Source organism: Arhodomonas sp. AD133 (assembly GCF_051195215.1).
Classification (GTDB): Bacteria; Pseudomonadota; Gammaproteobacteria; order Nitrococcales; family Nitrococcaceae; genus Arhodomonas.
In genome coordinates, this window is record NZ_JBNAZM010000130.1 from 1 (window position 1) to 1,758 (window position 1,758).

Genomic DNA, 1,758 nt, shown 5'->3' on the forward strand with positions numbered 1-1,758 from the left:
CGCCCGCTCGCGCGCGGACACCGCCGGATCTCCGTTACCGCCGGCATAGCGCACTTCCACGTGCGAGAGCGTCGCCGCCGCGTCGTCACCACGCAGCTCCAGCCCCCGCCAGTCCCCCGGCCGCGGCAGGCTCGCGTAGCCGTCGGCGTTGAAGTCACCGCCGCGCGCGTCATCCCGCTCGGAGGTGAACACCACCGGCGCCGACGCCGTGCCCGGCACCGACAGCCCTCCGTCCACCCGCAATCGCGCCTCCGGGGCGAACTTCATCACCACCCCCGGCGCAACCGCCAGCTGCGTACCATCGCGCATGTGCAGCTCGCCGCTGACGTGGTAGGTCCGCGCCTGCGCCTCGCCCTCGGCGGCCTCCTGCACTGCAAGCTCGAGATCCGCCTCTCGGTCGGTACCCACCACCCACACGCCGTCGCGGTGGTTGGGCACGAGCACGTTGCCCGCATCCGGCCCCGGCAGCGCGCTCGCCGGCAGCCGCACACCCCGCTCGTTATCCACCACCGTGTTGCCCCGGATCACCGGCGGCCCATGGCGCACCGTGTCGGTGTACTGAATCCCGAACTCGCCGCCGCCGCGGATGTCGTTGTCCACGAGGCTCGGCGCGGCACTGTGCACCCGGATGCCCTGGCCGCCGGCATCGCGGATGACGTTGTCCTCCAGCTGCGCCGGCGCGTCATTCCAGTGGTCACCCTCCACCGTGATGCCGCTCCAGTCACTGCCGCGCACCGTCGTGCGCTCGACACGCGCCCCCGCTTTGTCAATCCGGATACCGTTGCGCGCGCTCGCCACCACCGCGCTGTCCGACACCGTCACCGGCGCATTCAGGACCAGCGCCGCGTTGCGCCGGCTGTTGTTGTTTCCACCGGCATAACGGATCTCGGTGTGCGTCAGTCCCGAGAGCAAGGGCGTGGCCTCGCCCTGGTAGACAAGGCCGCCCCAGTCACCGGGCGCACCGGTGCTCGCCCCGTCACCGTTGGTATCACCGCCGGCGCTGTCGTCGCGGTAGGAGGTGAACACCACCGGCGACTCGGCGGTGCCCTCGGCAAGCAGCGCGCCCTTGACGAACAGCTGACTGCCGCTGCCGCCGGCCTTCCAGACCACGCCTTCGGCCACCCGCATGCGGGTGCCGGCCGCCACGGTCGCATCCCCGTGCAAGCGATATTGGCGGATGTCGCCGAGCGGCAGGCGCAGCTCAGCGGTGCGGGTGTCGCCCACGATCTCGATGACCGAACGCTCATTGGGCGCGAGCACGTTGCCGCCGCCGGGCGCCGGCAGCATCGAGAACGGCACCCGCAGCGCCACCGCGTTGCCCGTGATGGTGTTGCCGGTCAGCGGCTCGCCGCCGCCGGCACTGTTGAAGTAAACGCCGTGGCCGGCGTTGTCGAGCAGCTCGTTGTCCGCGATGACTGGTGTATTGCTCACCGCATAGATCGCGTGGCTGCTCCCGTTCGTGATCCGGTTACCCCGGATCACGGTGCCGTCCGTGCCACCGTACAGCTTGATACCCGCCTTGCCGCTGCCGGTGATCTCGTTGCCCACGATCTGCGAGGCCGCATCGGGCGTGTTGAGGTCGATGCCCTTGGCCGAAGCCTCGGCAAGCGTGCTCTCGCGCAGCGTCAAGCTGGAACGGTAGAGATACAGGTTCCTACGGCCGTAGCGCACGGTGACGCCCTGCAGGCGGGAGCCGTGGCTGCTGCCGTTGAACGATATCCCGCTCCACGCGCCGGGGCTGCCCTGGGAGGGGCCGTC

General features: G+C 70.5%; 1 protein-coding gene. It reads right to left on the reverse strand.

Translation table 11 applies throughout. The annotated features are described in order from the left end of the window. The coding region (locus ACPEES_RS23270; RefSeq protein WP_435106872.1) for a right-handed parallel beta-helix repeat-containing protein at positions 1-1,758 on the reverse strand (1,758 nt) is incomplete at both ends.